This window comes from Pedobacter sp. GR22-6 (assembly GCF_037402555.1).
Taxonomy (GTDB): Bacteria; Bacteroidota; Bacteroidia; order Sphingobacteriales; family Sphingobacteriaceae; genus Pedobacter.
In genome coordinates, this window is sequence record NZ_JBBEUC010000006.1 from 107,403 (window position 1) to 130,363 (window position 22,961).

24 protein-coding genes are annotated in these 22,961 nt (G+C 43.5%); 20 read left to right on the forward strand and 4 right to left on the reverse strand.

Going from position 1 to position 22,961, the window contains the following annotated elements; genetic code table 11:
* The first annotated feature begins 104 nt into the window (after positions 1–104).
* From WAE59_RS22835 to WAE59_RS22860, 6 genes are read left to right on the forward strand one after another with little or no spacing between them, the layout of a single operon-like run.
* Positions 105–3,512 carry a SusC/RagA family TonB-linked outer membrane protein gene (locus tag WAE59_RS22835; RefSeq protein ID WP_337858311.1) on the forward strand — a complete coding sequence of 1,136 codons (3,408 nt, stop codon included), beginning with the start codon at positions 105–107 and terminating at the stop codon, positions 3,510–3,512.
* A gap of 2 nt (positions 3,513–3,514) precedes the next feature.
* Positions 3,515–5,026, forward strand: coding sequence for a RagB/SusD family nutrient uptake outer membrane protein (locus WAE59_RS22840; RefSeq protein ID WP_337858312.1), 1,512 nt, complete (start codon positions 3,515–3,517; stop codon positions 5,024–5,026).
* A 17-nt stretch (positions 5,027–5,043) separates the two neighbouring features.
* Positions 5,044–6,105, forward strand: coding sequence for a hypothetical protein (locus tag WAE59_RS22845; RefSeq protein WP_337858313.1), 1,062 nt, complete (start codon positions 5,044–5,046; stop codon positions 6,103–6,105).
* 20 nt (positions 6,106–6,125) lie between these two features.
* On the forward strand, positions 6,126–7,280 hold the full coding sequence (locus tag WAE59_RS22850; RefSeq protein WP_337858314.1) for a TlpA family protein disulfide reductase: 1,155 nt from the start codon (positions 6,126–6,128) through the stop codon (positions 7,278–7,280).
* A gap of 37 nt (positions 7,281–7,317) precedes the next feature.
* Entirely contained in the window at positions 7,318–7,902 is a 585-nt protein-coding gene (locus WAE59_RS22855) for an RNA polymerase sigma factor (RefSeq protein WP_337858315.1), read from the forward strand.
* A gap of 59 nt (positions 7,903–7,961) precedes the next feature.
* On the forward strand, positions 7,962–9,557 hold the full coding sequence (locus WAE59_RS22860; RefSeq protein ID WP_337858316.1) for an Ig-like domain-containing protein: 1,596 nt from the start codon (positions 7,962–7,964) through the stop codon (positions 9,555–9,557).
* A gap of 480 nt (positions 9,558–10,037) precedes the next feature.
* Here WAE59_RS22860 and WAE59_RS22865 read toward each other — a convergent pair whose 3' ends face one another.
* On the reverse strand, positions 10,038–10,643 hold the full coding sequence (locus WAE59_RS22865; RefSeq protein WP_337858317.1) for a TetR/AcrR family transcriptional regulator: 606 nt from the start codon (positions 10,641–10,643) through the stop codon (positions 10,038–10,040).
* 80 nt (positions 10,644–10,723) lie between these two features.
* Between WAE59_RS22865 and WAE59_RS22870 the strand changes: the two genes are divergently transcribed.
* The 4 genes from WAE59_RS22870 (at position 10,724) to WAE59_RS22885 (ending at position 13,546) form a co-directional block, all read left to right on the forward strand.
* Positions 10,724–11,425 (forward strand): dienelactone hydrolase family protein, encoded by a 702-nt coding sequence (locus WAE59_RS22870; protein WP_337858318.1) that lies wholly within the window; start codon positions 10,724–10,726, stop codon positions 11,423–11,425.
* 71 nt (positions 11,426–11,496) lie between these two features.
* Positions 11,497–12,480 carry an amidohydrolase family protein gene (locus tag WAE59_RS22875; RefSeq protein WP_337858319.1) on the forward strand — a complete coding sequence of 328 codons (984 nt, stop codon included), beginning with the start codon at positions 11,497–11,499 and terminating at the stop codon, positions 12,478–12,480.
* A complete protein-coding gene (locus WAE59_RS22880; protein ID WP_337858320.1) occupies positions 12,477–12,917 on the forward strand; it encodes a nuclear transport factor 2 family protein in 441 nt (146 codons plus the stop codon). The genes WAE59_RS22875 and WAE59_RS22880 overlap by 4 nt, the downstream gene beginning before the upstream one ends.
* A 146-nt stretch (positions 12,918–13,063) precedes the next feature.
* On the forward strand, positions 13,064–13,546 hold the full coding sequence (locus WAE59_RS22885; protein WP_337858321.1) for a hypothetical protein: 483 nt from the start codon (positions 13,064–13,066) through the stop codon (positions 13,544–13,546).
* Between the two features lie 21 nt (positions 13,547–13,567).
* Here WAE59_RS22885 and WAE59_RS25895 read toward each other — a convergent pair whose 3' ends face one another.
* Positions 13,568–13,630: a hypothetical protein gene (locus WAE59_RS25895; RefSeq protein ID WP_443147270.1), complete on the reverse strand. Its 63-nt coding sequence runs from the start codon at positions 13,628–13,630 to the stop codon at positions 13,568–13,570.
* 353 nt (positions 13,631–13,983) lie between these two features.
* Here WAE59_RS25895 and WAE59_RS22890 point away from each other — a divergent pair, with 353 nt between their 5' ends.
* Both WAE59_RS22890 and WAE59_RS22895 read left to right on the forward strand, forming a co-directional pair.
* Positions 13,984–14,214 carry a hypothetical protein gene (locus WAE59_RS22890; RefSeq protein ID WP_337858322.1) on the forward strand — a complete coding sequence of 77 codons (231 nt, stop codon included), beginning with the start codon at positions 13,984–13,986 and terminating at the stop codon, positions 14,212–14,214.
* Between the two features lie 9 nt (positions 14,215–14,223).
* Entirely contained in the window at positions 14,224–14,457 is a 234-nt protein-coding gene (locus tag WAE59_RS22895) for a hypothetical protein (protein ID WP_337858323.1), read from the forward strand.
* Positions 14,458–14,468: 11 nt separating this feature from the next.
* Here WAE59_RS22895 and WAE59_RS22900 read toward each other — a convergent pair whose 3' ends face one another.
* Complete coding sequence (locus WAE59_RS22900) at positions 14,469–14,795, reverse strand: winged helix-turn-helix transcriptional regulator (protein WP_337858324.1); 327 nt, start codon at positions 14,793–14,795, stop codon at positions 14,469–14,471.
* 113 nt (positions 14,796–14,908) lie between these two features.
* Here WAE59_RS22900 and WAE59_RS22905 point away from each other — a divergent pair, with 113 nt between their 5' ends.
* Both WAE59_RS22905 and WAE59_RS22910 read left to right on the forward strand, forming a co-directional pair.
* Entirely contained in the window at positions 14,909–15,682 is a 774-nt protein-coding gene (locus WAE59_RS22905) for an SDR family oxidoreductase (RefSeq protein WP_337858325.1), read from the forward strand.
* Positions 15,683–15,701: 19 nt separating this feature from the next.
* Positions 15,702–15,875 (forward strand): hypothetical protein, encoded by a 174-nt coding sequence (locus WAE59_RS22910; RefSeq protein ID WP_337858326.1) that lies wholly within the window; start codon positions 15,702–15,704, stop codon positions 15,873–15,875.
* Between the two features lie 128 nt (positions 15,876–16,003).
* Here WAE59_RS22910 and WAE59_RS22915 read toward each other — a convergent pair whose 3' ends face one another.
* Positions 16,004–17,404, reverse strand: a complete 1,401-nt coding sequence (locus WAE59_RS22915) for an MFS transporter (protein WP_337858327.1) — start codon at positions 17,402–17,404, stop codon at positions 16,004–16,006.
* Between the two features lie 146 nt (positions 17,405–17,550).
* Here WAE59_RS22915 and WAE59_RS22920 point away from each other — a divergent pair, with 146 nt between their 5' ends.
* The 6 genes from WAE59_RS22920 (at position 17,551) to dinB (ending at position 22,959) form a co-directional block, all read left to right on the forward strand.
* On the forward strand, positions 17,551–18,192 hold the full coding sequence (locus WAE59_RS22920; RefSeq protein WP_337858328.1) for an HAD family hydrolase: 642 nt from the start codon (positions 17,551–17,553) through the stop codon (positions 18,190–18,192).
* 212 nt (positions 18,193–18,404) lie between these two features.
* Positions 18,405–19,091, forward strand: coding sequence for an SIMPL domain-containing protein (locus WAE59_RS22925; RefSeq protein ID WP_337858329.1), 687 nt, complete (start codon positions 18,405–18,407; stop codon positions 19,089–19,091).
* Between the two features lie 305 nt (positions 19,092–19,396).
* On the forward strand, positions 19,397–19,522 hold the full coding sequence (locus WAE59_RS22930; protein WP_337858330.1) for a hypothetical protein: 126 nt from the start codon (positions 19,397–19,399) through the stop codon (positions 19,520–19,522).
* A gap of 70 nt (positions 19,523–19,592) precedes the next feature.
* Complete coding sequence (locus tag WAE59_RS22935) at positions 19,593–20,030, forward strand: DoxX family protein (RefSeq protein ID WP_337858331.1); 438 nt, start codon at positions 19,593–19,595, stop codon at positions 20,028–20,030.
* Position 20,031: 1 nt separating this feature from the next.
* Positions 20,032–21,483 (forward strand): rhomboid family intramembrane serine protease, encoded by a 1,452-nt coding sequence (locus WAE59_RS22940; RefSeq protein ID WP_337858332.1) that lies wholly within the window; start codon positions 20,032–20,034, stop codon positions 21,481–21,483.
* A 318-nt stretch (positions 21,484–21,801) separates the two neighbouring features.
* Positions 21,802–22,959, forward strand: coding sequence for a DNA polymerase IV (dinB, locus tag WAE59_RS22945; RefSeq protein WP_337858333.1), 1,158 nt, complete (start codon positions 21,802–21,804; stop codon positions 22,957–22,959).
* The last annotated feature ends 2 nt before the right edge of the window (positions 22,960–22,961 follow it).

Sequence of the window (22,961 nt, forward strand, 5' to 3'; positions counted from 1 at the left end):
CCGAATGGGGAATTGATAAGGCAAACCTAATATTAACTATAAACCAAAACAACTATTAACCGATGGGTAAATTTATACGAATTTATTTAACATTCATTTTTTTTATGGTGGCTATCACTCATGGCTACGCACAGAAAATAACCTTCAACAAGAAAGAGACTAATCTTAAAGAACTCTTCCATGAAATTCGGAAACAAACAGGCTTTCAAATCCTGGTCCGTTCCGAATTGATTGAAAATAGTAGAAAATTTCTCGCCAGCTTCAACGAAGAACCACTAGAGGCTGTACTGAAAGGCGTTTTGAACAACCATTCCCTTGCATATAGTATAGAAGGCAAAGAGATCATCATCAACAGGAATGAACAGCCTGTTTACAATATGGTCACGGAAGTTAATGAACCAGAATTCAAAAATTCAAATCACAAGGTTATCAGAACCATCGCGGGCAGGGTGACCGATACCCTCAACATCCCCATACCAGGAGTTAGTGTAAAAACCGGACAGAAAAACATTGCTGCCATTACCAATGACAAGGGTTTGTACAGCATCGTTGTGGCGGATGATGCGGTTTCGCTAGAATTTAGCTATGTGGGTATGTTAACTCAGATCATCAGAATAAACAATCGGAGTACCATCAACGTGACACTTAGAGAGGATAGTAATCGCTTAAATGAACTGGTCATTACTGGTTATGGAGGAGCTACCACTTTAAAAAATAATCCAGATGCGACTTCAAGGTTAGATATGAAACTGATCCAGGAAAACCCGTCAAGCAATCTGATTGAAGTGATACAGGGCCAGGTTCCGGGTATGATGACGATGATGGGAACCGGTGAGCCCGGAGAGGAGCCAATGGTCGTATTAAGGGGTGTGGCCAGCCTTACGGGAAGTCTTGCGCCATTAGTGGTCATCAATGAAGTTCCCATGGATGAAACCTTTAGGCTATCAAGCATCAATCCCAACGATATTGTTTCCTTAGATGTGCTGAAAGGGGCCTCAGCAATTGCCATATACGGCTCACGTGGTGCGGCAGGGGTGTTCATGATCAAAACCAAAACAGGTTTAACCAGTAAGCCGACCATCAGCTACAGGATGAATTATGGGGTTGAAAAATTAATGAAATCTTTGGACGTACTCAACGCGAGCGAATTCAAGATGTTGCTTGCGGAATCAATAACCAATCGTATTCGCGATGAAAATGACTATGGAAATGGTGCACCGATCAATTTCAATACACATACCTACTATAATAATTTTTTTAATGCAGGATATTTTGGGGAGGCAGAAACCGATTGGATGGATGTACTTTACCAGGATGGCAGGAAGGTCAACCACAATCTGAGCCTGACGGGAAGAAGTGGCGAACTGGGTTATGCGATAGGCCTGGGTCTGGACAAAACCGTAGGGCAGATAAAAAAGACAGGATCGGAGCGGAAGAATGTCGACATCAGGATTGATTCACGCCAAAACAAACGTGTGCAATTTGCGCTCTCTGCAAATGGATACCAACAAGATGTATCTCAGCCCGTAGGGAACTTGAGCGACGCACTCCTGATGCGGCCGGATATGTCGCCCTACAATCCGGACGGATCGATTTTCGTACCCGCAGCAAACACGGGTTATCGGAACCCCTTAGTTGATTTGGAAGGGATAGATAGGGACACAAAGATTTTTAATTATACGTTGGCTGCCAACGCCCAAGTGAATGTAATGAAGGGCCTGAGATGGACCTCAATTTTATCTACGAACAACTATTCAAGCAAAGGCGAAAATTATTACGATCGGACCACAGTAATAGGAAGCAATAACTATAGCACCGTTGTGCCCAGAAGTGGCAGAATGGACAAATCGTCAACAGAAATACGCAAATATGAAGTTGATACACGACTGAATTATGCCAGAACATTATTTACCAATCACAATGTAGATTTCACTGCTGCATTTACCTATACCAAAAACACCTTTTACAACGAGAGCATGATCTTGTACGATTTTCCGGAAGATGATTATCTGAATGCCCCTTACCAGGCGCTTAATCCACAGCCGCCTACCGGAACCGCCTATGGAGCTGCCCTGGTCTCAGGTATTTTCAGGGTAAACTATAATTCTTACAATGGGCGCTATCTGGCTTCGCTCTCCATGCGGAGAGATGGTACCAGCAGAATGGCGCCTGCAACGCGCTTTGCCAATTTCCCCTCAGCTGCGCTTGGCTGGAACATCGGTGATACGAAGTTACTTAGGAAAGTAAAGGCAATAGAGATGCTCAAATTAAGGGCAAGTATGGGTACCATGGCCAACACTGCCGTAGCCGCATATGGTTGGATGAGCACCTTTGACGCTGCCAACTATAACAATAACGTAGCTACAATACCTAAACAGATCCCCAACGAAAATCTGAAGTGGGAGGTGTCTACGCAGTATGATCTGGGCCTTGATTTTAGTTTATTTAAGAAGGTAAACCTGAACGGTAGCATAGGTTATTATAAAAAGATGACCAGGGGTGCGCTGTTCAATTATACGCTACCTATGAGTACGGGATTGATTACTACAAGTACTATGGCTAATCTGATTGACATTGATAACCAGGGAATTGAATTAGATCTGAATGCCAACCTGCTAAGGACAAAAAATACCAGTTTGGTGTTGGGATTTAATATCGCGAGAAACACGAACAAACTGGTCAGAATGGATGCTGCGATGAAGCGTAATTCCGCTTATGATGCTACTGTGTTACGTGTGGGAAGCCCGATTGGATTGTTCTATGGTTTTAAAACGGATGGTTTATTCCGCACGCCGCAAGAAGCCGCCTATTATAGAAATCTAAACCCGGGCCAGCAATACCAGGTCACTCATGTGGCCGCCGGTGAGGTCAGATTGGTGGATATGAATGGAAACGGCTGGGTAGATTTCGGTACGGCAACTGCAAATTACACGGAGGCGGATAAAGTTGTGTTGGGTAATTCTTTCCCGGACTTTTATGGCGGTTTTAATGGCCGGTTAAACTGGAAAGGTATTGCTTTAAGTGTACAGGGCAGCTACAGCTTTGGTGCGATGAAAAACTGGTCGGTCATGGAAACACAATTTCAATTTGCTTCTACCAATCCCAAAAACCTGTTGAAACTGAACCTGAACAGATGGACACCGGACAATGTTAACGCAGTGTATCCAAAGATGTTGGTCAATCCATTAAATGACTCCAGGGGCTTTGGGAGAATCCGGCCGCTCAGTCAATATTTTACGGACTACAACCTTTACGATGCCTCATATGTACGGATCAACAACATCGCTGCATCGTATAACCTTCCTCAAAAAATGCTGAGCAGGTTGAAGGTCGTTTCTAACCTGAATCTTGGTCTCAGTGTAAATAACGTGGTAACTTTTACTAAATACCCGGGTGTAAATCCGGAATCATTCAACCGTGACGACCGCATTGCGGGACCTGCCATGGACAATTCAACTTACCCGATGACAAGGACTTTCAGCTTCACTTTAAATGCATCATTTAAACAATAAATATGAACAAAATCATTTATATCATACTTGTGGCTGCATTGATGATGCAAAGCTCATGCAAAAAAATACTTGAAAAGGAATTACCCGAGCATGAACTCGCTGCCGAGGTGGCTATTGTGGATGAGAAGTCAGCAAGCGTAGCACTTAACGGTGCCTATAGCTATCTGCAGTATAATTACACACCGCCACTATATGCATCCATTTCACCTACATTTACCACCGGATTTTCTTATGACTATGCCGTAAACGGGGCGCAGATGGCCGGCTTGCTTAAAGGAGGACAGCGCTTTACATTTGATGTTAGCCTCAGCACCTTTAGTGTAGTATCCTCAGACAATATCATCCCGAATTTTTATCGTTTGGTATACCGTATCGTGAACGCCGCAAACAATGTCATTTTCTATACGGAAAAAATACCCGCTGATAAAATCGGAACAGAAAAGCGGGCCGAGATCATTGCAGAAGCTAAGTTTTTACGGGCCTTCGGACATCTATGGGCATTAAAATACTATGGCTATTTCTGGGACAATGAGAGTACTTACGGTCCTGTTTTACGTTTGGAGCCAACCAGCATCAACAATTTGCTTACCTCCCGCTCCACAGTAAAAGCTACTTATGAGCAGATTCTAGCCGATTACCAATACTGTGTAGAGAATGGACCGAAAACACATAGCACTGTCTATAGAACATGCCGCAGCACCGCGAAGGCATTTAAGGCTGAGGCGCTGATGATGCGTGGACTGGCAACAGATTACTCGGAAGCCTTAAGGTTAGCCAACGAAGTGATCAGCGGTACAGAGTTTAAAATGGAAAGTTCTTTTGCCAATGTATTTTTACCTTCCAACGATTATCTGCCCAACACGGAACTGTTGTTTTCCAGGTTTATCAATGCGCAGACTATTGCAAGCACGATAGCCAATCCGCTTACACAAAGTCCTTATGGTGTTTTCAGTTATGCTGTGGGCAACGCTGCAAGTGTGTATTCAGAAAGTGAAAACACCTATTACAGCAGCCTGATACGGGCGGATGCGAGGTACCCGTACACCTGGGCCGAAGATACTTTCACTTCGGGTAACCCGCCAGTAACAAAGACAGGCGTCAGTTTCAGAAAGGTCTTCCGCTTTAATGGCAATTGTCCATCATATATCATGCGCCTGGCGCAACTTTATCTCATCAAGGCCGAAGCTCTGGCACAAACAGGCGCTCTGGCAGCGGAAGTATTGGCGCCGCTGAATTTTTTGCGGGACCGTTCTGGTAATAAGCTTTTAAATGCTGTCGACTATGGCAGTAAAGGCAAGCAGTTTGAAGCCATCGTGAACGAATATGTGCTGGAGCTCGGGGTAGAAAATGCATCTGAATGGTTTGCCATGGCCCGCCTGAAGGACGAAGCTGGAAATAGGTTTATTACCAGATTCAATTCTTCCTTCCTGAGCGACTGGCAGCTGTGCCTGCCAATTCCTCAAGATGAAGTAGCAGCCAATAAAGGCGTGGTGATACAGAACCCAAATTATTAAGCTTTTTTGAAAAGAATATGAAAATACTACTAATGCTATCCATTTTCCTGGCTATGCTGGGGCTTTCTTCCTGTTCTCCAGATGAACTTTTGCTCGTAAAATCTGAGTCCTTCATTGTGAAGAACATGGACCCGCTGGAAACACCTCAGGTGCAGGTGAGCAAGGTAACCGGAGCTACAAAAACATTTTCAATTTTTGCCTCGAACCCCAGCGATAGCATCGCTGCCTTTACCAGTTCTGAGGCCAGTGCAAATTTTGAAATCGCTCCCCTGGCTTTTAAGATGATTGATACCAGAAAACCTGTTAGCGCAGATGCTCAGGGAAGATTGAGCCGTAAACTCGCAGACGTTGTCTTTGAATTTACAGTGAAGATCCCAAACACATTCACCGAGGGCGAATATAGTATAAAGCTGAATGTGACCTCTGGAAACGGTGAAACCAAGTCGATAATAGTCAAACTTCAGGCGTCAAACTTTTTGACCTCTATAAATGGAGGGGCCCTATATAATGGACAGGTTGCTAATAGTAAAAAGATATATGCAGTTGGCGCGACATCCTTTTTGTATAGTGTAACCACCTTTAGCAATGTTACCGATAATACAGTCAATCCCCCTGTGGTCAAATCAGTACCAACAGCGGTTGCTATGGCTGCTGCAGCTGTGGCAACTGCAGTAACAGCAGCCAACAGACCGAATATCTATGGTCATATTTATACAGACCTGTCTGATTTTGAAAAGCGCCCCATGTATCTGGTTTCTCCGAACGCCAGCTGGATAGCCGATTCTCTAAGGGTGTTTAACAAATTCTCCGGAACGTATCCTACAGCGCAGATGCGCGACGTAAAGTACCTGGATCTGGGAGAGATTGATTTCAATAGCTTAAAGTTGAGTGATTTAAAGAACAGGCAAATTGGTACGGCAGGGGAAGCAAAGGTGCAGTTGATCAGGGGTCATGGATATGCCTTCTTAAATAAAGATGGAAAAATAGCCGTGATCTATGTGAAAAACATTCTTTATACGTCTCCTAGTTATGCAGGGGCTTCACCAACGGCCTATGTAGTCCATAAACTTGAGGAGTAATCAAACCTAAATTAAAAAAGATGTATAAAATAATCACATTTACGATTGTAATGTTACTGCTCAGCACTTGCAGTTTCGCGCAGAAAAAAGCCTTTACATTGAGCAGTCAGCTTGATAACCTTGAAGGAAAGGTGGTTTATCTAACCATCTGGGATGGTACTTCTAACCTAAGGAATATGACCCTGCCAGTTGTGGATGGTCAATTCAACTATAGCGAATTAGCACAAGCGCCTTTGGTCATGAGGATTAGTGCAACCAATACAAGCATTTTGAAAAAGCCTGACCCAGCCCAATCAGGAGCTTACCCAACAAAGGCTGCTTCGATGTGGTGCGTAGTACAGCCTGGTGAAGACGTGAAGTTGTTGGGCAAATTTACAGATTATGCAGAAATTACTGCTGAAGGAGGTGCAGAGAACGGCGTTTGCAATGAAATGATCAAATCCTATTTTCCTCTTTTGAATCAACAGATGAACCTGCAGGTCAAGTTGGCCAGGGCTTCTTCATCCGCTGCTGATAAAGCTGAACTAAAAAAGGAGTTTGAGGCAGCAAGTCAGGCCTCACTTGATGCATTGAAAAAAATGGTCAGTCAACACAGCTCCTCAATCATGGGTTTGTATTTGATCAATGATTTAATGCTGCGTGGTCAGCTTTCTATTCCAGAAGCCACAAATCTTATAAAAAACATAGATAACAAGTATAAGGAGACCGAGTTTTACAAATTGGTAGCAAGCCGAATTAGCGCCGGGAAATATGTAGTGGGCGCTAAAATTCTGGTCATGAACGGTACATTACCTGACGGCAAAGCATTTTCTACCGCCTCTTTGGCTGGGAAATATTATCTGATTGATTTTTGGGGAACATGGTGTGTGCCTTGTATGGCCGCTATGCCCCATCTCCAGGACCTGAAGAAAAAGTATGCCGGGAAACTCGAAATACTGGGTATTGATAAAGGGGATACGAAAGAAAAATGGAAGACGGCAATTGCCGAAAAAGGACTGGATTGGTACCATATCATGAGCGGCACTGGGGTATACGATTACGTGGCTCAACTCAACGTGACAGGTTTTCCTACCACAATATTGGTTGGACCGGACGGCAGGATTTTGTACCGAAGCTTAGGAGTCAGTGAGGATCTGGGAGAGCAACTTGACAAATACCTTTCGGCGAAGCAATAGTTATATATATCCTGGCAACTGTTAAAAATAATCAGCATTGAGTACACTGATAGACGAAAATATACTGGTCAAGCAAATGATCGAAGGCAATTACCAAGCCTTTGACCGTCTGTACCATCAATATGCGCAGGAAGTTTTCGTTCGCATTAAAAAAATAGTCATCAGCCATTCAGTTGCGGAGGAATTGCACCAGGATGTTTTCCTGAAGATATGGCAGCAGCGCGAAAGGTTGGACATAGGCGTTCCGTTCAAAGCCATTGCATTTCAAACTGCCAAAAATCTCGCCATCAACCATTACTGGAAAGCCACCCGTGATGAAAAACTGAAAGCACACTTAATTAGCCAGGCCACCGCACACTACCACCATTTGGATGAACATATCAATTTCAATGCTACCAATGAGGCCTTGCAAAAGGCGATTTCACAGCTCCCGCCACAACGCAAAAAGATATTTATCAGTTGCAAGATGGAGGGTAGGAGTTACGAAGCTACTGCAGTAGAAATGAGTATATCGCTGAGTACGGTAAAAGACCATATGAATAAAGCGATGCGGGCGTTGCGCAAGCACATGAGAAGCCATCTTTCCTTACTACTGATATTTTTAGAGGTACTCATGGCTTAGGCTGAAACCTAAATCCTAAAGCCTTATAAATCAACATACACCACCTAAATAATGAAAATATGATGTTTACGAAGAAATTACTAAAAACGAGAAAAGGATATCTTTTGATATTCAGTACATTCCTGCTCCTTCAGGTTTTCGCCTGCAGCAAATTTGGTTTAACTCCCGGAGCCGAGGTTGCCAGTAGTTCGACAAGCAACTTGAAACTGGTCATCGTTGGCGGCAACGATCAAACAGCCTTGCCCGGAGCGACGCTTTATGATTCACTTACGGTTAAGGTAGTAGACCAAGGAGACAACCCTGTTCCAGGTACCCAGGTCACATTTAACAAGCTGGACAGTAATAGTGTCATTTCTGCTGTAGAAGGCGTTACTGACCAGGATGGCAACTTAAAAATCCAACTGTCTATCGGGAATATGATCGCCGGCAATCGCAATACGGTTTCGGCGAATATAAAGTCATTTCCCGGCATTAAAGTGGATTTCTCCACCAAAGTGGTGGTTAGTACCGAAATTGATGATTGGTTGGCGGATCATGCGCAGGTTGCAAATGCTATCATATGGCTCACGCAGCAGCGTATAAATTTACCCTACAATCAATGGAATGCAACGCAAAAAACCGAACTGTACTGGTTTTTTGAAAAGGCTAGAAGGGATTGGACAACAGTCGTGCCTGCTCCGCCCGCACTTCAAGATTATAACGCAACTAGTACAATTACCGTTCTTTATACTCCGCGGGAAACATGGCTCCTTTACCTGGATAATATTGCTGCAAGCCTTCAATTGGAAATAGATGACCTTGTCAACTGGAGCGTCCTGGCTTATAGTGCAACCGAATTGAAGATGATTTTTGATGGGAACGAGTTTTATATACCACTCGTAAACGGAAGCAACAAATATGCACAAATAATCAGAGGTGCAGTATATAATACATCGGTGCAGGAACCAGGAACCTATCTGCGTTCCTTCATGAAGGAAATTGGTGGTATAAAAACTAGCAGGCTGGCCACAATCGGAGCGCTCTTAAACTGGTCCAAAGATCTCTATCACTTTGGTGGAGCCATAGAATTGAGTAATATGTATAACCATTGGCAATATGGCTCGGTCTTGCCGAGCAGAATAATTAATGGGACTACTGTGCAAAATAATAACCTCTTTGGACATTTTACCGCAGGTTGTCACGGCACCAACGCATTCTTAAAGATCGTGCTTCGGGCCTTGAACATACCGGTAAAGATAGTCCTGAGCCAGGACAGACACAGTCAGGCTTACTTTCCTACCGAGGCATTATACATGGCTCATGGCGATGACCCATACAATTTTTTCTCAAGAATAACACCGGTGATCTCCTTAGAGAACATGTTAATAGATATACCAACATATAACAGCTGGTTTACGGGAACTGCACCGAAAAGTGTTGCGTCAGGTATTGTAGCCTTTGCCATTAGGAACCTTTCCAATAACCTGATTTACCAACGTGCCCAGGAGCCGGTAAACACGCCTCACAGTACCAGTAAAGTGTATAATTTGCTGAAAACATTCCATACATTGCAAGAGTTGGAGACGATGCAGATATGGGATAGGCTAGATGCTAAGATAGATAGTTTGGGCGGACGGAGTAATATACCTGCAGCTTTAATCGGGAAGTATAATTAGGTTTCCTTGAAAAGCATGGGATAGAAACTTTTGATGATAATGATGGTCATTTGAACTGGAATATAAGAATACTGTCCGGATTCACATCCGGGCAGGCCTTTTTTCTGACAGTATAAATGGTAGTGTAATTATTCATGGAATGGTTCGGTTCTAACATACTTGGTTATCATTCTGATTGGGCCGGTTCAAGATTCGCGGTATTGATATTTGGTCAAGCCCGCAGGCCCGGACTACAGCTGATCATTGGAGCTTCATTGCCCCTGTGCTTTCAATTAATGTAAACATTATAGTTCGATATGTCATTTTCCAGCTTATCCAGTAATTTTCTACGTTAGCAAATTAGGTTGATAAAAAATGATGCTAAAGATCCTTCCCGATGAGCCTGAATTGCTAGCATTATGATAACTTATCAATTAATGCTTTTCTCAAATAGATATTCCATTTCACTTCTGCCGACAGCAGCCATATTTTCAGCTACTTTTAAAATGGTCCATAGATGGCCATAAAGTCCAGGACGCTGATGCGCGCCAATTCGGTAGAATCAATACTTGCTGCTTTATCAATACAAAAAATTACGGGATATCTTGCCATCATACAGAGTTGAGTGAGTGTTTTGGCGGCTCTGCCTGCATCTGCCGGAGGTAATTTCCCCATACTCATTTGGGTTTCCAGAAAATTTTCAAGTAATTCTTCAGTAGCTTTAGGTGCACGCTCATAAAATAACCTGCCTACTTCCGGGAAACGCGCGCTCTCTCCAACTGCAAGCCGATGTAAATCAATCGATTCGGGCGAACAGATCTCGTCAATATAATTCTTCGCAAAGTCCCTGAGGGATTGCTCCAGCGGTTGGCCCGATTTCAAGCTCGGTGCTAACCGTCCACGAAAAGATGCGGTAGCATACTCAATATATGCTGCAAAAAGCACTTCCTTGCTTGGAAAGTAGCGCCACAGGGTTTCTTTTGAGCCTCCATAAGCTGTAGCAATTGCAGACATCGTAGTAGCACCATAACCATAGTCAAGGAAGTGTTTTCCAGCTATTTCTATGATCGTTTTACGCCGGGCTTCTTGTTGCAATTCTTTTGACATATTTTTTATTTGTTTTTTACCGTACTAAGTAGTACGTTTGCTATTGACCGTACCATGTGGTACGGCTTAAAAATTTAGTTATGAGTTTCACAACAAAGATACAATCCTACGATGGCGTAGGCAAGTTCAGCGTTTATGTAGCAGAACCTGATGGTAGACCCCGGGGAGCGGTTATCGTTATTCAGGAAATTTTCGGAGTAGATACCGACATTCGCTGGCGCTGCGATCTTTTAGCCCAGAGCGGTTATCTGGCCATTGCACCCGATCTTTTCTGGCGTCTGGATCCAGGTATGGAATTAGACCCGGACATATCTTCCACGATGAAACGGTCTGTAGATGTGGTCATTCGCTTCAATACAGATAAGGGGGTACATGACGTCCAGACCACCATTAATAAAGCCCGTGAGATTGTAGGCAGTAAGGCCAAAATTGGCCTGATAGGATACTGTCTTGGTGGACGAATGGCCGCATTTGCATCGGCCCGTACTGATATTGATGCAGCAGTTTCTTATTATGGCGTACAGATTGAGCGCATGTTGGGTGAAAAAGAAGCCATCCGAAACCCACTCATGTTACATATGCCTGAGTTTGATGAGCACGTTGGTGCGGAAATTCAAAGCCAGATTCACGCTGCATTAGATGGCAACCCACAAATTACAATCTTCGGGTATCCAGGACAACATCATGGGTTTGCCTGTGCGCTCGGCAAACGCAGATCGGAAGCCACGGCAAAACTAGCTGACGAACGTACCGCTCAATTTTTAGCAGAGCATATTGGTTGATCTACGCAAACCAAATTATCGAAAATAGAACAATGAAAATAATAGCTTTAGAAGAACATTTTGTACCTCGTATGGTTTGCGACGCCTGGGCGGCAACTTCTACAATACAAGACTTAACAGTCTCCATGAATGGCAATCAATATGGCAGACAATTGGAAGATTTGGAAGATATTCGCATTCAGGCGATGGATGATGCCGGTATCGACGTTCAGGTGTTGTCCTTGCCTTCGCCTGGTGTTCAGAATTTTGAGCCAGCAGATTCCATATCAGTTGCGGGAGATTTTAACGATATCCTCAGTGCAGCCATCGCAAGCCGTCCAGATCGCTTTGATGGGTTTGCTACCCTTCCTGTACCTTCGCCAGTTGCCGCTGCTAAGGAGTTACAGCGTGCTGTGCAGAATCTCGGACTTAAAGGAGCGCTTTTAAATGGACGTGTCCATGGACGTAATATGGATCATAGGAATTTCGATCCAATCTATGAGGCAGCAGAGGCGCTACATGTGCCGCTATATATCCATCCACAGCTTCCTCCAGCGTCGGTGCGTGATGCATATTATTCTGGTGTAGGTCAGATGGCTGACATCATGCTTGCCATGGGGGCAATTGGCTGGCATTACGAGACTGGCATACAACTCCTGCGTATGGTACTTACCGGAGTCTTTGACCGCTACCCCAACCTCCAGGTAATTGTCGGTCACTGGGGGGAAGTGGTCCTGTTTTACCTAGATCGCATTGCGCAATTAAACCATGCGGGCCTCAAACTGGAACGCCCCATTGCTGACTATTTCACACAAAACGTTTACTACACTCCAAGCGGTATCTTCAGTCAGCATTATTTTTCTAGAACGATTGAGATTGTAGGAGCCGAACGAATGATGTTTTCCCAGGATTGGCCTTATCAGAGCTGTGGTGAAAAAGGTGCCCGCACATTCTTGGAACAGGCATCAATATCTACAGTTGAGAAGGAGGCAATAGCGCATGGGAATTGGGAGCAGCTCATTCGTAAAATATCGCGTAGTACAGATGCCGAAACGGGAGGTTTGGGAAAGCTATGACCAGCATAGAGGAACGGCTCAAGGGGTTAGAAAGTGAGAATCAGATCCGGGCACTGACCAATTCCTTTGCCGATATCTGTATTTCTGGAAATGCAGAACGTTTTGGAGCATTGTGGATAGCAGATGGCACCTGGACCTTAGCCAAACCGCTTGATATGGAAATTAGAGGTCGCGAAAGTATTACAGCGCTATTCCTTGAACTAGCAGCAGGTAAACGTTTTTTTTGTCAGAGGCTTCATTCAGGTATAATTACAATCTTAGGAGATAGGGCAACTGCGCGCTGGATCATTTCGGAAGAGGCTGCCAATCATGATGGATCCTCATATCAAAGCACGGCAATATATGATGATCGGCTGGTTTTAGATGATGGAAAGTGGTTATTTGAGGCTCGACATTGCAAATTCATCGACATATCCCATACTGGAAATCATGCTTGAGAACTTGACAGACGGTAACTGCACCCAATTTATGTGCAGTTACCGTTTTCTTTGTGATGAAGTTTTACATGTGAGGAAATTTCAGATTGCAGTTTTATTAATTGTTGATTATTGTGAAAATTTATACCTAAGGAATAAGCAAAAAAATGAAAGAATGGAACGACTTTTTTTTAGCCACAGCAGCGGCAGCGGCAACTTTGACGGGATTGATATTTGTAGGAATTTCGATTAACCTCAGCCATATATTATCTTTTCCACTACTTATAATTAAAGCTTCAGTAGCTTTAATATTATTATTAATGATCTTGATTTTTTCAGGGCTTTTACTCGTACCCCAGGAAAGTCAATGTTTAATTGGCTACGAAAGCACTGCACTTGGATTAATAGTTTGGATTTTAATAACCAGGGCCGATTTTAGAATATATTATCAATCGCTGGAGGAATTCAAGCGCATCTATTTTTTTACATTATTGTTTGATCAGGTTGCTACGATATTGTATGTAATTGGAGGAATCCTTCTTGTACTATTCGGTACATCCGGGCTTTATTGGACAGTAATTGCAATATTTTTGTCCTTCATAAAGTCTGTTTACGATGCATGGGTATTACTTATTGAAATCAAAAGATAATCTGTAATCATTTTCCCGTCTCTATATTAGAGCGTCGACCGGTTTTGATTCAGGCGAACCTTTCTGCCGAAGGTAGACTGTCAGAAATACGGTGACGAAAACCGAGAGGAATTTACTTTACCCGAGAGGAGCATGACCGGTTGCAGGACCGGCCGAAAAACAAAATTGTGTTTTAAATTTACCTTAGTGGCCAAAACCTAAATATAACTGGAATGTTGTTCTATCATGGAATCATTTGAAATACAATTATTGAAAGACCGCTTCCGAATCGAACCACAGGAAAATGGTCTTTACCGGATCATGGAAGACGAAATAAGATCGGTACTAGTTACGCCCAGGCTGAAGGTGACCAGGTCATCTGGACCACACAGGATAAACTGGAAGATGGTTTCGTGCAGCAAGTTGGCGAACTCATTACCGAACACAATAAGTAGCCTATGAAAACGCGTTTCTACGAAATCGAGCCTTACCGGATTACCGCGGGAGGGATGCCACTTGAAGTCATCCCGATGGAAGACGGCAGTTACAGGGTTTGTAAGCGCAAAAAGATCCTTGCGGAACTCTACCCGGAAATTACAGCTGCAGGTATCTGCTGGAACGGTTTCGGCCAACTGCCGCCCTGGTTTGCCGAAGAAATAGGAGCTGAAATCTATGCACATGAAATTTAAACATTAGCGATGGAAAGCAAGGCGGAAATACTTAATTTGAGTGACGATGGGATAATTTCAAACAGCAAGTTTCCGGTGATGATCTACCACAGGCTGTCTAACGAAACCGGGAAAACTACTGTTGATTTTTGGAAGATCGGTTTGCAGAAAGCGGCTGGAGCAATGCCTTTGACTGGTCGGTTTGTGATTAACATCATCCCCACACCAATACCTATGAGGTGCCGGGGTGTTTCAGCTTCCTGAAGCTCTATACTTCAATCCACATGTTCAAGACCCCACTTGTACAATTCGTTGATACTTGGCTCTAAGCCCTGTCCCTTTGCTGTCAGGCTATATTCCACAGTCGGGGGTACCGTTGCAAAGACTTCTCTGGTAACAATCCCATTGGCTTCCATATTTTTCAGTTCCTTTACCAGCATCCTGGTATTGATCTTAGGAATCAAACGCTCTATCTCACTGAAACGCTTCTTACCGGGGAACAAGGCATAGATAATCGACATGGACCATTTTCCCCCAATGACCTCGAGAATTTCCTGAAGCGCGCAGCGCTCTTCACATTTTTCACTTTTTTTTTGCTTCATAACCGGCTGATGATGAGTTATTCTTTACTTTTTGTTATTACTGTACATTGGTGTTACTACTTTCAAAAGTAAAGTATTGTGATTTACTTTGCAAACATTTTTAAATCAACAATATGGAAACAACATTAAAAGGACAGGTAGCCCTGGTCACAGGCGGTACAAAAGGTATAGGCAAGGCGATTGCAGATAAATTGAGCGATAAAGGAGCGCAAGTAGTGGTGACTGCAAGGAATGCGCCTGAGGAAAACACCAGGGGACATCACTTCATTTCAGCTGACCAGAGTGATGAGGGAGCTGCAGAGGCCATTTCCCGGGAGATCATCGAAAAATATGGCAGAATAGACATCATCGTCAACAATACAGGGGCTAACCTAGGTCCTGGCGGTGGTTTTGCTGCACTTTCTGATGAACATTGGTACAATGATTGGCAATTCAATTTTTTGTCTGCAGTACAAATCAACAAAACATTGCTGCCGACGATGATCCAGCAAAAAAGTGGTGTAGTGATTAACATATCTACCGGCGCGGCCAAACTTCCACTCTGGGAAATGACCATGTCCTATTCATCAGCGAAAGCAGCGTTAAACGCCTACAGCAAAGCGCTGGCAAATGAATTAGCTCCCCAGGGGATCCGTGTGAACGTGGTTTCTCCAGGCGTGGTGAAAACACAGTTGATGATGGATTTTATAGCGCAAATTGCCATTTCCTCAAATATCTCAGTTGATCAAGCCTACCAGTCGGTTATGGACAAAGTTGGCGTTCCTGCAGGAAGAATGGCAGAGCCCGAAGAGATTGCCGGCCTTGTTGCCTTTCTGGTATCTCCCGAAGCCAAATACATCACTGGGACCAATTATTCGGTCGACGGCGGGGCCTTGCCGACAGTCTGAAACTGTAGGCTATTTCAAATTGATTGATCCGATTGTAAAACCAGATAAAATTACCGATCTGGAAGACGGTGAGGTAGAAGTGTTGGTACATCAAATTGTGAAAGACCTTTCAGGAAACGAACTATCCAATGGGCAGGTCAAACACATTTATACCATTCAGTCTGGTCTTATTCAAAAAATGGATATTGCATAATACTAATAACGATATATGGGAGATTATCTGTCAGTAAAGATCGATGAGATGATGCTATGGATTTAATCTCCCATTTTTCCGCAGTTCCTCGCCAGCTCGGGAAACCGGCTCAACTGGCATCCATACTATTATTTTAAGTTTTCTCCATCCTTAAAATGCAGCCGTCTGAATACAAAGCCGGACAGTATGGTTAATATTCCCACTACAAGAAAGGTGTACCTGAATGCATTGTGGATATCGTCATGAATGAGCTTGACATCTCCGCGAAATAACTTCAAGATAATCAGGCCAAAGGCGACACCAAATCCGACTGCAAGTTGCTGGTTTACCGAAATCAAGGAATTACCGCTACTGGTATGGTAATCCCGCAGGTCAGCAATTGAAATGGTATTCATGGCTGTGAATTGAATGGAGTTGAAAAAGCCCATGATTACAATGATGGGTACATAGTAATAAATGGACGAACCAATTCCAGGTATAGCCATTGTACAGATCAGGCTGCCGATGATAAAAGTATTGGCCATTAATGTTGTTCTGTAACCGAACTTATTTAAAATTTTGATGACCTGGGACTTTGCGATAATAGCTGTTAAGGCCATAGGTGCTATAATCCAGCCCGAAACCACTGCAGACTGGCCGTAGGCGATCTGAATCATCATCGGTAACAATAAAGGTATTGCACTGATGCCTAGACGAGTAGCGAGATTACCCAATATACCCACCCTGAATGTTCTGACCTTGAATAAGTTCAATGGGAAAATCGGGTTATTATCTGTTACCGCATGGCGATAATAAAGATAAAACATCAAAACCCCGAAGGATAAAATAGCCAGCGCAGGGGTAGTGTAGACCACGTCGCCCAGGAGTTCAAGGGAAATGGAAAGCAATAGGGATGCAGCAGCGAAAATTAAAAAACCCCTCAAATCAAAATCTGTCACTGCGGATTTGTAATTTGGCATATATCGAAAGCTGAGCACAATACCCAAAACTCCCATCGGTATGTTGATCAAAAATATCCAGTGCCAGGATAAATAGTCAACCATGTAACCTCCAACGAGCGGACCCAGGACAGGTCCGATGAGGGCGGGAATAATTGCAAAATTCATTGCTTTCAAAAGGTCTTTTTTTGGAAAGGTCTTTACCAGCGCCAACTTTCCTACTGGTGTCATTAAACTTCCACCCACACCTTGTATGATTCTTGAAATGACCAATTGAGTAAGGTTTCCGGAGAGCGAGCAAAAAAGCGATCCCGCACTGAAAAGTACCATCGCGAGTATAAACACCTTCTTTGTGCCAAATTTATCCGACAGGAAGCCACTAACGGGCATAAAAACTGCGAGTGTCAGGACATACCCAATTATCGCATTCTGCATATTCAATGGAGATTGCTGTAAATCCTTTGCAATGGCTGGCAGTGAAGTATTGAGTACGGTCGAATCCAGCATCTGCATGAAGATTGCAGTTGCAAGGATCATGGGCAAAATACGTTTTGTAGCTTCTATATTTTTCGATGGGAGACTTTGCGGCATATTTGTAAATAAAACTACGCTATCTCATTTTAGTTTTCTAAATATTTCGTTTAGGTATCATCAAAAAAAATGGATATAGCCCTTGAGCTTTTTGGGAATTTGCTCAATCCAAACCAAAAAAATATTGTTTGATACATATGATTTCTATGAAAACAATTTTTTTCTTCGATTTGGATAACACCATCTACTTCACCGAACCTAACAAAGAAGTGCTCATGTCCGGCCTTTATGAAAAGCTTGACCAGGAAGACCTTGGATTGACGGAGGAGGAATATGTAAAGGTAAAAAAGGAGATGATGCGTACGCCTTTCCTAAAATTAGCGAAAGCATACCATTTCCCCAATGATGTGGTCGAACGGATGGTTGAATACTTGTCCGAACGTGAAGTCACTGAAGCGCTGATACCCAGCTCAGACTATCACTACATCAAAAGCTTGAAAGGGAGGAAGTTCATCGTTACCGCCGGTTTCCCCAAACAACAACGCTCAAAGGTGAAAATGCTTGGCATTGCCGAAGATTTTGAAGATGTCAAAGTGGTAGACGTATCTGTAAGCAATAAAAAGGATGTATTTATTGAGCTGATCAAACAGTATGATTTCGATAAAGATCAGATTCTGGTGATCGGCGATGATCCTGAATCCGAGATCAAGGCAGGGCAGGAGCTTGGACTGGAAACTTTTTTGATAGATCCCGAACAACGCTTTGCTGAAGCCATCACGACCTACAGAGGAATAAATTTTGAACAGCTATCTGCAGCCGCCGGGCAATCGGATCAGCGCAAAAGATAAGGACCTTAAAAAAACAAACGGGGCTGAATCTGGCGACCCAACCCCGTTTAAATTAACGCTCTCAGGACAAAGGTATCAATGGGAAAGTATCTTTCAAAATATTTATGAAAAAATTATGCGTGCATAGTAAAATTACGTCTCAGGTTGTCAACAAAAATTTGATCAAATATGGATTTCAAATAAAAGGTGCATCCTTCCATAAAATTATCAATATGAAAAGACTATCTATCCTGCTGTTAGTTTCAGCATTAACCCTGGCCTCCTGTTCCGAACAATTCGACAGCCGCAGAAAAATCTTTGTGACCGGATCTGCGGAGGAGGAAGTCACGCCTGATATCATTTACTTTGGAATTGCCCTTAAAGAATATACTGACATCACTGGTAAAAAAGTGGTCATTACAGATTTGGAGAAGCAGTTGTTCGAAGCAGTTAATAAAGTAGGAATACCTAAAAAAGACCTTCGGATCAATGATGTTTCCAGCTATAGCAACCCCTCTCAAAAGCAGAAAAATCCCGACTTCATCATCCGCAAACAATACCGGATCAGGATGAACGACCTGAACAAGATCAATACGATCATTAGTGAATTAGACCCAAAATCAATCGAATACACGCAGGTAGAAAGCTATGACTATTCCAGGTTAGCCGAGCGCAAGAAGGAAATTAAAATCAAAGCCTTAAGAGAGGCCAAAGCTAAAGCTGAATACCTTGCTGAAGCGGGAGAAAGTGAACTTGGCAAGCTATTAGAAGTACGGGAGTCTTCGGCTGAAAACAGTCCGCAGGCCATGCCCATGATGGACGAGATGGCTGTTCAGCAATCATCGGCCCAGAGTTCAAACATTGGGTTTAAGAAGATCAAGCTCAATTATGTAGTCAGCGCAGTATATGAGCTGAAATAGTTAATTTTCAGCAACAAGATCATACCTGGGCAGGTTAGTTTCTTTTTCTGTTACGGATTTGTATCTCGAGTTATAAGGGCTTGATTTTTATTTTGGACTCATGAACTGATTAATCAAGCTATTGTCCGTAAAAAAGACTAAAAACGTAAGGCGCGCAGAAACTGGAATGATGTCATCCAAATAATGAGTATTTGATCACCTTAGGCCTGAATCCAGATCCATCCTTTCAATGCCAGAAAGTTTGAAATTTCAAAACATATCGTTTTTTAAAAAGTTATAGGGATATCTACTAAATAAAGAAAACTATGGAAAAGAAATCAGCAAAATCGCAAGCATCCAAGGAGATGCGTGATCCAAAAAGCACGAAACAGGAAAAATCGCAGGCCGCTAAAGTAATGAGTGACTCTGCAAAGAAAAGCACAAAAAAATAACATCCTGGGCGCATTAACTGCGCCCTTTTTGCTACTAAACTTTAGGAGATCAATAAATTAATCTGACGTGATGAGTCATCAAATTCAACATACCAGCCCGCTTCAAAAAGTTGCAAGAATTGTCCTGGGCAGTTTTATGGTTTTTGCGGGCCTAGCACACCTGACTTTTCAACGTCATACCTTTAAAGCTCAGGTACCCGAGTGGCTCCCAGTACCTAAAGACTTTACTGTAGTGTCATCTGGAGTGGTTGAGATCGCGCTGGGCTTCGCGATGATTTTCTACCAGAGGCAGCGCGCAAATACAGGACTGTTTTTAGCTGTATTTTTCATCCTTGTCTTTCCTGGAAATGTCGCGCAGTACTTAGGTCAAAAAGATGCTTTCGGACTTGACACGGATGCCAAAAGGCTGGGTAGGCTCTTTTTCCAGCCTGTATTGATCTTCTGGGCCCTTTGGTCTACCGGTGCGTTGAAAAAACTAAGTTTACCGACTAAACAGTTGCGCGGATAATATGGCTTTCACCAAAAATCTCCCTATTGCCAATTTTAACCAAAAGTGGTCCCTGGTTGCAGCCTTTGAAAGCCTAAAAGCTTTGGGCTGGCGCATCCGCTTCCTCTCAGATGCCGGTGTGATTGGATATACCAATAACGGGGCTCATTCCTGGAATGGAGAATTGCAGATAAAAGTGACCAAATCTACCCTCGAAGTCCAGTGTCAGTCGGTGTCCGGGATGCCCGGTGAGCACAGCAGGAACGAGCAGGCTGTTGATCAATACCTGGCTAAATTCCAGCAGACCGTTAATCAGCTGCATGAAAAGAAAATAAAGGAGCTTTACAAAACTTATGAGAAGGATTTTATTCCTGCCTACGAGGATACTTTGAAACCGGATACCAGGCCTAAATTTACATTCATTGCTGACTTTTGGGGTATATTTAAACCGGGCGATACCTATTTTGTGACCCCGCTGTTGATCATCATCAACATTTTTATATTCCTTGTAATGGTATCCAGCGGCATTTCAATGTTCAAGCCTGAGGCAGCACGGATCCTTAGCTGGGGAGCAAACTCGATTCAGTACACCCTGGGCGGTCAATGGTGGAGACTTTTGAGCAGCTGCTTCCTACATTTTGGCATCATTCATCTGGCTTTGAACATGTATGCATTGTTCTTCGTCGGAATGCTTTTAGAGCCTATCTTGGGCAGGATGAAATTCCTCACGGCCTACCTGCTCAGCGGTATACTTGCCGGACTGGTCAGTTTATGGTGGAATGACTATGGCATTTCTGCGGGAGCATCAGGAGCGATCTTTGGCCTTTACGGTGTTTTCCTCGCTGTATTGTCCACCAATCACCTGGAGCGTTCGATGCGCAAGGGTTTACTGATGAACATTGGTTTGTTCCTGGTTTATAACCTGGTGTATTCCAGCTTCCAGCCTGCTATCGACAACGCGGCACATCTTGGAGGACTGTTGGCTGGGATCATTATCGGCTACCTCTATCTTCCGGCTTTGAAGAATCCGGACAAACAAAAAATAAATGCATTTGCCCTGACAACCGCCATTGTTGTCGTACTCATCGCCTCTGGTTGGGCTTACCAGGCAATGGCGGCCAGCGACCGTCTGCGTTATGTCAAGGGCATCAATACATTTTATGACTTGGAAAAGAAAGCGGTGTCCCTGATTCATCAGGAAAGTGAATTGACCGATTCCGAAGAAATGGAAGCTTTTTATCAGGGCATAAAGTATTGGGAGCAGGGAATTGGGAAGCTTCAGGAGTTGGACAAACTAAATTTATCCCATAAATTACACCATCAAAATAGCCTGCTCATCAAATACGCCCGCCTTAGGGTCAGGAGTTACCAGCTCATGGCGCAAAGCCAGGGAGATGAACAGGGTGATCAAGCTCAGCTCGAAGGAATCCATAAACAGATCAAGACCATTATCGAAGAATTGTCGTCAAAGTGAGTATTCTGATCCTATTTACCAAAAATCCTTCGGTAATAATTTAAGTAAAAAAATAAATAGGTAGCTGTTGGTCCTGGCAGCTCCGGATTAGTTAGGCCCGTGAATTTTTAAAAATGGTCAAATTTTTACCCTTCTGGACATAGCTGAAAATTTGAATAATACATCTACACGAGGCGAATGTAATTCTTTGGATTAAAAGCTAATATAATTAGTTCAACTATTTTAATTATCAAATTAAATACTAATATGATTAGCATTTAATTTGGATTTACGCCTTGGTTTAGACTAGCTTTGCAGCTGTAACCTAATTTTATCATCATGTCAGCGGAGAAACAGATTATCCATATGGATCAGGATGCCTTCTTTGTTTCAGTAGAAGTAAAGAAAGATCCCAGCCTGATCGGAAAGCCCGTCATCATAGGCGGGAGCTCGGATCGGGGAGTGGTTGCTTCCTGCAGTTATGAGGCCCGTAAGTTCGGCGTGCATTCTGCGATGTCCTCACGCATGGCCAAGCAGCTCTGTCCGCATGCGGTATTTATCCGGGGAAACATGGACGAATACTCCAAAGCTTCCCATGAGATCACCGCCATTCTGAAAGACCGTGTGCCGCTCATAGAAAAAGCAAGTATCGATGAACACTACATCGACATGACCGGTATGGACCGTTTCCATTCTACGCACAAGTATGCACATGAACTCAGGGCATTGGTGATCAAAGAAACTGGGCTGCCGATTTCTTTTGGCCTCTCGGTCAACAAGACGGTTTCCAAAATGGCTACCAATGAATGTAAGCCAAACGGAGAACTTAATGTCGCTCAGCCTGAAGTGCAGCCATTCCTGAACCCTTTGTCCATCCGAAAGATACCGGGACTGGGAGAGAAAACCTTCGTGAAACTCAGTGATATGGGGATCAAAAAGATCTATACCTTATCGCAGATCCATCCTGAACAAATGAACTTCCTGCTCGGAAAATCAGGACTCTCGTTACTTCAAAAAGCTAAAGGGATTGACAACAGTCCGGTGATCCCTTATTCGGAGCAGAAGTCGATTGGTACACAATGTACCTTTCATGCAGATTCGATAGATATTGAAATGATCAATAACTTGCTGGTCGCCCAGGTGATGGACATCGCTTTCCAGCTCAGGGAAAAACAGAAATTATGCGCTTGCGTAACTGTGACCATTCGTTATGCGAATTTTGAAACGGAGACCAAGCAGATGGCCATTGCCTATACTTCGCTGGATACCGTGCTGATTGCTACAGCAAAGGATCTGTTTAAAAAGATGTACAATCGGAGAATGCTGCTCAGGCTGGTCGGGGTCAGGCTGAGTAACCTGGTGAGCGGCTTCGAGCAGATCGATATGTACAGCGAATCCCAGGAACAATACAGCCTGGTGCAGGCATTGGATAAGATCCGCAAACGTTTTGGTCAGGATGCGGTCACCCGTGCCGCAGCCGTGGATATAAAGCTATAACA